Below are 8,576 nucleotides of genomic sequence, written 5' to 3' on the forward strand. Positions count from 1 at the left end.
GGGAACGCATGACAACGTTAAGCTGTAAAGTAACTTCAGTTGAAGCGATTACCGACACGGTGTATCGCGTTCGTCTGATTCCGGAGGCGGATTTTAGCTTTCGTGCAGGACAGTATCTTATGGTAGTGATGGATGAGCGTGATAAGCGCCCGTTTTCTGTAGCCTCTACGCCAATGGAAACCGAAATCATTGAGCTGCACATCGGGGCGTCGGAGCTCAACCTCTATGCGATGGCCGTGATGGACCGCATCCAGCAAGACGGGCAAATCGTTGTTGATATTCCTCACGGCGATGCATGGTTACGTGAAGAGAGTGACAAGCCCTTGATTTTAATTGCGGGTGGCACGGGCTTTTCCTATGCGCGCTCCATTTTGTTGACGGCACTTTCACAGAAGCCCGACCGTGATATTGCGATCTACTGGGGCGGCCGTGAACTGAAACACCTGTACGATATGGATGAGCTAGACGCGCTGGCTATCAAGCATCCTAATCTCAAGGTGATTCCGGTGGTGGAACAGCCTGAAGCTGGCTGGCAGGGGCGTTCAGGTACCGTATTAACGGCAGTGATGCAGGACTTTACCACCCTGAGTGAGCATGAGATCTATATCGCCGGGCGCTTTGAAATGGCTAAAATTGCCCGCGATCGCTTCTGTTCAGAGCGTGGCGCAGTCGAATCACAGATGTATGGCGATGCTTTTGCCTTTATCTGATCGCACGCAGAAAGAAAAAACCCGCCCCTGACAGGCGGGTCAATCCCATAATAACGTCCCAACGTATCAAACGCGCTCAATCACGGTGGCGATGCCCTGACCCAGGCCAATGCACATTGATGCCAGGCCAAACTGCGCATCGCGGCGTTCCATAATGTTCAGCAACGTCGTACTGATACGTGCGCCTGAGCAGCCCAGCGGATGGCCCAACGCGATAGCACCGCCATTTAAGTTGACCTTCTCATCCAGTTTGTCTGACAGGCCCAAATCCTTAATGCAGGGCAGAACCTGTGCGGCAAAGGCTTCGTTAAGCTCGAAGATGTCAATGTCGTTCACGCTCAGCCCCGCGCGCTTCAAAGCCAGCTTGCTGGCGGGTACCGGACCGTAACCCATGATCGAGGGATCGCAGCCCACCACCGCCATACTTTTAATACGGGCGCGTGGTTTCAGGCCCAGTTCCCGTGCGCGGCTTTCACTCATAATCAGCATGGCGGCTGCCCCATCCGACAGGGCTGAGGATGTGCCTGCAGTGACCGTCCCGGTCACGGGATCAAATGCAGGTCGCAGTGCCGCAAGCCCTTCCAGGCTGGTATCTTCACGGATCACTTCGTCGAAGTCGTAGCGTTTCAGCACGCCGTCGGCGTCGTGGCCGTGTATCGCAACAATTTCATTTGCGAAATCGCCGCGCTGTGTCGCCTGCCAGGCACGTTGATGGGAGCGCAAAGCGAATGCATCCTGCTGCTCGCGACTAATGTGGTGCATGCGCGCCAGCATCTCTGCGGTTAATCCCATCATCCCTGCCGCTTTCGCAACAGTGCGCCCTAAGCCGGGATGAAAATCAACGCCGTGGCTCATGGGGACATGTCCCATGTGTTCGACACCGCCGATCAGACAGGCATGAGCATCACCGACCATAATGGCGCGGGCGGCATCGTGTAACGCCTGCATTGACGAGCCACACAGGCGATTGACTGTCGTAGCCGGGACGACATGCGGGATTTCTGCCAACAGCGCGGCGTTGCGGGCAATATTGAAACCTTGCTCCAGCGTTTGCTGTACGCAGCCCCAGACAACGTCATCCAGCGTTGCTGCATTGACCGCCGGCTGGCGGTTTAGCAGCGCCCGCATAACATGCGCAGACAGGTCTTCAGCACGCACGTTGCGGAAAGCGCCGCCTTTGGAACGACCCATTGGTGTACGCACCGCGTCAATAATGACTACATTTTCCATTTTTATTCCCTCAGGCGCTTCTGAACGCGGCTTCATCAATCGGTTTGACGGCGGGATACCAGCTTTCATGGTGGCGCGCTTTTTCGGACAAAAGGGCCGGTAGCGCATACAGACCGCCCAGTGCCGTATAGCGTTTCGCCTGGTCCACGACGTTACTGTTACCCAGCGTATCGAGATAACGGAAAGCCCCTCCACGGAATGGTGGGAATCCCAGACCATATACCAGCGCCATGTCCGCCTCGGCAGGGGAGGCAATGATTTTCTCTTCAAGGCAGCGGACAACTTCATTCAGCATCGGCAGCATCATGCGGTTCATAATCTCTTCGTCACTAAATATCCGCTTCGGCTGACAGGCAGGTTCAAGCAAGGCATCTACCTCAGCATCAGGCACTTTTTTGGGCTTCCCTTTTTTGTCTTCTTCCCAACGCCAGAAGCCTTTACCGTTTTTCTGACCAAAGCGTTTTGCTTCAAACAGAATATCGATAGCATCGCGATAATCCTTTTTCATTCGCTGTGGGAAACCATCCGCCATCACGCTTTGCGCATGATGTGCTGTATCAATCCCCACCACGTCCAGCAGCCAGGAAGGCCCCATCGGCCAGCCAAACTGCTTTTCCATCACTTTATCGATCTGACGGAAATCCGCGCCGTCTCGTAGCAACATGCCGAAGGCAGCAAAATAAGGGAACAGGACACGGTTAACGAAGAAGCCCGGACAGTCATTGACCACGATGGGGGTTTTGCCCATTTTACTGGCCCATGCCACAACTTTCCCCAGGGTGGCTTCGCTGGTTTTCTCACCGCGAACCACTTCTACCAGCGGCATACGAGGGACCGGATTAAAGAAGTGCATCCCACAAAAGTTTTCAGGACGTTGCAGCGCCTGGGCCAGCTGGCTGATGGGAATTGTAGAGGTATTCGACGCCAGGATAGCATCGGCACGCATGTGTTTCTCAGTCTCCGCTAACACACTGGCTTTGATCTGCGGGTTTTCCACCACGGCTTCAACCACAACATCGGCCTGATCGAACCCGGAATAATCCAGCGTGGGCTGAATGGTCGCAATGACGGCGGCCAGCTTATTCCCGTCTATCTTGCCTCGTTCCAGTTGTTTGTTCAGAAGCTTACTGGCTTCATTCATGCCCAAGGTAAGCGCCTGCGGATTAATATCCTTCATCTTGACCGGCACGCCTTTCCACGCCGACTGATAGCTGATGCCGCCACCCATAATACCGGCGCCCAGCACGGCTGCCTGTTTGGGCGCGCCGCTTTCACTGCTGCGTTTTTTGGCCAGGCCTTTGATGTACTGATCGTTGAGGAAAATGCCCACGAGCGCGCGGGCCACATCAGACTGTGCCAGAGGAACAAACGCTGCCGTTTCGAGTTTTAATGCATCGTCACGGCCTAATGCGGCTGCGGCTTCAATCGTCTTAACGGCAGAGATCGGCGCGGGGTAATGTTTTCCGGCCGTTTGCATGACCATGCCTTTAGCGATCGTAAAGCTCATTGCGGCCTCAACAGGGCTCAGCTTTAACGGGGCTAATTTAGGGGCGCGACGTGCCCGCCAGCTGCCATCACTGGCTGCCGCTTTAAGCATCGTCAGCGCGGCATCGCGCAGTTTATCAGGGCTGACAACCGCATCCACCAGGCCAAGCTTCAGTGCGGCTAAACCGTCAATGTCTTTACCTGCCGCAATGATTTCCAGCGCGCTGTCAGCGCCTAACAGGCGAGGTAAGCGAACACTGCCGCCAAAGCCTGGCATAATACCCAACCTGGTTTCGGGTAAGCCTAAGCGGGCGGTTGGTGTGGCAACTCGCAAATCGGTTGCTAAAACGCATTCACAGCCACCGCCCAGCGCGTAGCCATCGATCGCGGCGATGGTGGGGACCGGCAAATCTTCCAGGCGATTAAAAATGCTGTTGGCGAAGGTCAGCCATTGGCTCAGCTTTTCCGTTGGCGCATCAAAAAGCGCCAGAAATTCGGTAATGTCAGCACCCACGATAAAGGCGGGTTTGGCTGAACTTAGCAGCACGCCGCGCAGATCGGCATGTTGCTCCAGCACGGCAATCGCTTCACCGAGGCTGGCGACGGTTTGTGTATCCAGCTTATTAACGGAGCCGGGGGCATCAAACACCAGCTCGACGATGCCATCATCCAACTGGTTAAGAGTGAGGTTAGCGCCTTGGTAGAGCATGTACGTCTCCTGAAACCGCGAAAGGTGATCTGGTCATACCAGATGATCGTGAGTTTGGGAGTGATGTTAATATTTTGCAAACAAGTCTTTGTTTATTTGCTAACAAGATCACAGCTGCGCTGAACCCGGCATCCGCATTTCGGCTGTGATAAACTGCGGCTTTTCTGGATACTGGAGAGGCGGCAATGGATTCATTGAAAAGCTTGTATCACGCGCATATCGCTACTTTGCAACAACGTGCTCAGCAGGTATTAGCACGTCATAAACTGGATGCAATGCTGATCCATTCTGGCGAGTTGCTCACCGTGTTTCTGGATGATCATACCTATCCGTTTAAGGTTAACCCGCAATTTAAGTCCTGGGTGCCCGTGACACAGGTACCAAACTGTTGGTTGTGGATTGATGGCGTGAACAAACCGAGATTGTGGTTTTATTCGCCCGTGGACTACTGGCACAACGTTGAACCTCTCCCGCACAGTTTCTGGACCGATGACATTGAGATTGTCGGCCTGGCAAACGCGAATGCCATTGGCGATCTCCTTCCTACCCAGCGTGAAAACGTGGCCTATATTGGCCCGGTGCCCGAACGCGCGGCACAGCTGGGTATCAACGCGGGGAATATCAATCCAAAAGGGGTGATCGATTTCCTGCATTATCACCGCAGTATTAAAACCGACTACGAACTCAGCTGTATGCGTCAGGCGCAAAAAATTGCCGTGGCCGGGCATCGTGCAGCGAAAGAGGCCTTTTCAGCGGGCCTGAGTGAATTCGATATCAATCAGGCTTACCTGACGGCAACCGGGCATCGTGATACCGATGTGCCCTATGGCAATATCATCGCTCTGAATGAACATGCCGCCGTGCTCCACTACACCAAACTGGATCATCAACCGCCAGCTAAACGCTACAGTTTCCTGATTGATGCAGGCGCGGAATATCAAGGCTATGCCGCCGACCTGACGCGCAGTTATGCCGCACAAAGCGGAACGCTGTATGCCAAAATGGTTGAGGCGATGAACGCGGAAGAGCTGGCTTTGATTGCCACGCTGAAAGCGGGCGTGCGCTACACCGATTATCATCTGCAAATGCATCAGCGTATTGCGAAATTGCTGACGACGTTTGATTTGGTCCACGGTATAAGTGAAGAGGCATTGGTCGCCGACGATCTGACGGGCCCTTTTATGCCGCACGGTTTAGGTCATCCGCTGGGTTTGCAGGTGCATGACGTCGCCGGCTTTATGCAGGATGAAAGCGGTACGCACCTTGCTGCGCCTGCGCAATATCCTTACCTACGCTGTACCCGGGTGATCCAGCCGGGAATGGTGTTAACCATTGAACCCGGCTTCTATATTATTGATTCGCTGCTGGACCCGTTGCGTGCAGGTAAATTCAGTTCGCATTTTAACTGGCAGGCACTGGATGCGCTTAAGCCTTATGGCGGTATCCGCATTGAGGACAACGTGATTATCCATGCGAACCGCGTCGAAAACATGACGCGCGACCTGCACCTTGCCTGATGGAGGCTTTTGATATTCCTGCTCAGGCGCTGAGCGTCAGTGAAGAGACGATCAAGAAGAGCCGGTTTATTACGCTGCTGGCTCACACCTGTGGCGTGGAAGCGGCGCGTGCTTTTGTCCAGCAGGTAAAGCAGGATCATCCCACTGCCCGCCATCATTGCTGGGCCTGGGTCGCGGGTGCGCCCAACGACTCACAGCAGTTGGGCTTTTCCGATGATGGTGAGCCTTCCGGTACGGCAGGTAAACCCATGCTGGCGCAGTTAATGGGTGCCGATATCGGAGAAATTACCGCAGTGGTTGTGCGTTACTACGGCGGCATCATGTTAGGCACGGGCGGCCTGGTGAAAGCGTATGGCGGCGGCGTTCAGCAAGGATTAAAACAACTGGCGCGTCAACGAAAAGTGCCGGTAAAGCAGTTTACCCTGCAATGTGATTACGGCCAGTTGAGTGATATTGAGCGTTTGGTGCAACGCTTTGAAGGCAGCATCACAGAAAGTGAGTATCTTGAGCGTATCTTTCTGACACTGGCGCTGCCTTATGGACAAATTGATGGATTCAAGCAAAATCTGTCAGACTTCAGCCGGGGTGCGTTAATGCTTCTTCCGCTTACACCATGATGTTCTTCTCTTTGATTAAAGGAACGGCTTAATGCACTTTCGCGCCATTACCCGCATTGTCGGTCTGTTGGTGATCCTCTTCTCGGTAACGATGATTTTACCCGGCCTTGTTGCGCTGATTTATCGTGACGGTGCCGGACGAGCCTTCAGCCAGACTTTTATGATGGCGTTGGTGATCGGTTCGTTACTGTGGTGGCCGAATCGTAAGAAGAAAACGGAGTTGAAACCCCGGGAAGGCTTCCTGATTGTTGTGCTGTTCTGGACCGTGCTGGGCAGCGTCGGTGCCATGCCGTTTATCTTCGCCGAGCAGCCGCATCTTTCCGTTACGGACGCCTTTTTTGAATCCTTTTCCGGCCTGACCACCACGGGCGCGACCACGCTGGTGGGGCTGGACTCCTTGCCCAAGGCCATCTTGTTTTATCGCCAGATGTTGCAGTGGCTTGGCGGCATGGGGATCATTGTGCTGGCCGTGGCTATCCTGCCGATTCTGGGCGTCGGTGGCATGCAGTTGTATCGTGCTGAAATGCCTGGCCCGTTGAAAGACAACAAAATGCGCCCGCGCATTGCGGAAACGGCCAAGACGCTCTGGCTCATCTATGTGTTACTGACAGTCGCCTGCGCGCTGGCCCTGTGGTTCGCCGGGATGCCTGCCTTTGATGCAATTGGCCACAGTTTTTCTACTATCGCCATTGGCGGTTTTTCAACGCACGATGCCAGTATCGGCTATTTCCAGAGTGGAACGATCAACACCATTGTGGCGGTGTTCCTGCTGATCTCCGGTTGTAACTACGGCCTACACTTCTCATTACTCAGTAACCGCAGCCTGCGGGCTTACTGGCGCGATCCTGAGTTCCGTATGTTTATCGGGGTGCAACTGACGCTGGTGCTGATTTGCACCATCGTCTTGTGGCTCCACAATGTGTATGACAGTGGCTGGCAAACGCTGAACCAGGCCTTTTTCCAGGTCGTATCCATGGCAACCACTGCGGGATTCACCACAGACAGTATTGCGCGCTGGCCGCTGTTTCTACCGGTGTTGCTGTTGTGTTCTGCATTTATTGGTGGCTGTGCGGGTTCTACGGGCGGCGGTTTAAAAGTGATTCGTATTCTGCTGCTGTGCAAACAAGGTAATCGTGAACTTAAGCGCCTTGTCCATCCCAATGCGGTCTACACCATTAAACTGGGCAATCGCGCACTGCCGGAACGTATCCTTGAAGCCGTATGGGGATTCTTTTCGGCATACGCGTTGGTGTTCCTGATTAGCATGCTGGCGATTATTGCCACCGGCGTTGATGATTTCTCTGCGTTTGCTGCGGTCGCCGCGACATTAAACAATCTTGGCCCGGGTCTGGGCGTGGTCGCTGATAACTTCACCTCTATGAACGATGTAGCAAAGTGGATTTTGATTTCTACTATGCTGTTTGGTCGCCTTGAGGTATTCACATTGCTGGTGTTATTTACGCCGACCTTCTGGCGAGAATAACTAATAAGGATGCAGATGATGAAAGCGTTAATTCTCTTTTCGACCCGTGATGGTCAAACGCAAAAAATAGCTTCTGCTATCGCAGATGAGATCAAGGGGCAGCAATCTTGCGATGTCATCAATATCCAGGATGCAAAGGCCATTGACTGGCAACAGTACGATCGGGTGTTGATTGGTGCTTCAATCCGCTATGGCCATTTCCAGCCAGTGGTAAGTGAATTTGTGAAGCATAATCTGGCTGCGTTGCAGCAGCGCGTAAGCGGTTTCTTCTCCGTTAACCTGACGGCGCGCAAGCCAGAGAAGCGTACGCCCGAAACGAATGGTTATACCGTCAAGTTCTTAACGCAGTCGCCCTGGCAGCCTGATTGCTGTGCTGTTTTCGCTGGTGCGCTCTATTATCCCCGCTATCGCTGGTTTGACCGGGTCATGATTCAGTTAATAATGCGCATGACCGGGGGGGAAACTGATGCGACGAAAGAAGTGGAATATACCGACTGGCAGCAGGTACAGCGTTTTGCCAGGGATTTTGCACAGTTACCAGGCAAATCGTACTGAAATAACGCGATCTGGCGAAATTTGAGACGAACAGTAATATTTTTGCAATTAACCCTTGTCAGGCCGCGCGAACGCCCTATAATGCGCCTCCATCGACACGGCACAACGGCTTACGGAATGCGGTGTCGGGAGGTTCAGGAAACTGAGCCGCCGGAGAAAAACTTCTGAAAAAGAAGTTGACTCTGAAGGAGGAAAGCGTAATATACGCCACCTCGCGACAGACGGTTAACCCGCTGTTCGCACTGCTCTTTAACAATTTATCAGACAATC

General features: G+C 53.6%; 8 protein-coding genes. 5 read left to right on the forward strand and 3 right to left on the reverse strand.

Going from position 1 to position 8,576, the window contains the following annotated elements:
- Positions 1 to 8: 8 nt before the first annotated feature.
- Positions 9 to 710 carry an NAD(P)H-flavin reductase gene (gene fre / locus FBY13_RS16010; protein WP_063877930.1) on the forward strand — a complete coding sequence of 234 codons (702 nt, stop codon included), beginning with the start codon at positions 9 to 11 and terminating at the stop codon, positions 708 to 710.
- Between the two features lie 66 nt (positions 711 to 776).
- On the opposite strand, the gene fadA is transcribed toward fre, so the two are convergent.
- Both fadA and fadB read right to left on the reverse strand, forming a co-directional pair.
- Complete coding sequence (gene fadA / locus FBY13_RS16015; protein WP_145394595.1) at positions 777 to 1,940, reverse strand: acetyl-CoA C-acyltransferase FadA; 1,164 nt, start codon at positions 1,938 to 1,940, stop codon at positions 777 to 779.
- Positions 1,941 to 1,950: 10 nt separating this feature from the next.
- Positions 1,951 to 4,134 (reverse strand): fatty acid oxidation complex subunit alpha FadB, encoded by a 2,184-nt coding sequence (fadB, locus tag FBY13_RS16020; RefSeq protein ID WP_109717883.1) that lies wholly within the window; start codon positions 4,132 to 4,134, stop codon positions 1,951 to 1,953.
- A gap of 185 nt (positions 4,135 to 4,319) precedes the next feature.
- On the opposite strand from fadB, the gene pepQ reads away from it, so the two are divergent.
- From pepQ to hemG, 4 genes are read left to right on the forward strand one after another with little or no spacing between them, the layout of a single operon-like run.
- On the forward strand, positions 4,320 to 5,651 hold the full coding sequence (gene pepQ, locus FBY13_RS16025) for a Xaa-Pro dipeptidase (RefSeq protein ID WP_145394596.1): 1,332 nt from the start codon (positions 4,320 to 4,322) through the stop codon (positions 5,649 to 5,651).
- On the forward strand, positions 5,651 to 6,268 hold the full coding sequence (locus FBY13_RS16030; protein ID WP_109717881.1) for an IMPACT family protein: 618 nt from the start codon (positions 5,651 to 5,653) through the stop codon (positions 6,266 to 6,268). Before pepQ ends, FBY13_RS16030 begins: the two co-directional genes overlap by 1 nt.
- Positions 6,269 to 6,299: 31 nt before the next feature.
- Complete coding sequence (gene trkH / locus FBY13_RS16035; RefSeq protein ID WP_063877935.1) at positions 6,300 to 7,751, forward strand: Trk system potassium transporter TrkH; 1,452 nt, start codon at positions 6,300 to 6,302, stop codon at positions 7,749 to 7,751.
- Between the two features lie 18 nt (positions 7,752 to 7,769).
- Positions 7,770 to 8,306, forward strand: coding sequence for a menaquinone-dependent protoporphyrinogen IX dehydrogenase (gene hemG, locus FBY13_RS16040; RefSeq protein WP_063877936.1), 537 nt, complete (start codon positions 7,770 to 7,772; stop codon positions 8,304 to 8,306).
- A gap of 76 nt (positions 8,307 to 8,382) precedes the next feature.
- On the opposite strand, the gene FBY13_RS23575 is transcribed toward hemG, so the two are convergent.
- Positions 8,383 to 8,576 (reverse strand): hypothetical protein (locus tag FBY13_RS23575; RefSeq protein WP_222430271.1); only part of this gene is annotated, 194 nt, incomplete at its 5' end.

The organism is Pantoea sp. SJZ147 (genome assembly GCF_007828605.1).
GTDB classification, from domain to species: Bacteria; Pseudomonadota; Gammaproteobacteria; order Enterobacterales; family Enterobacteriaceae; genus Pantoea; species Pantoea allii.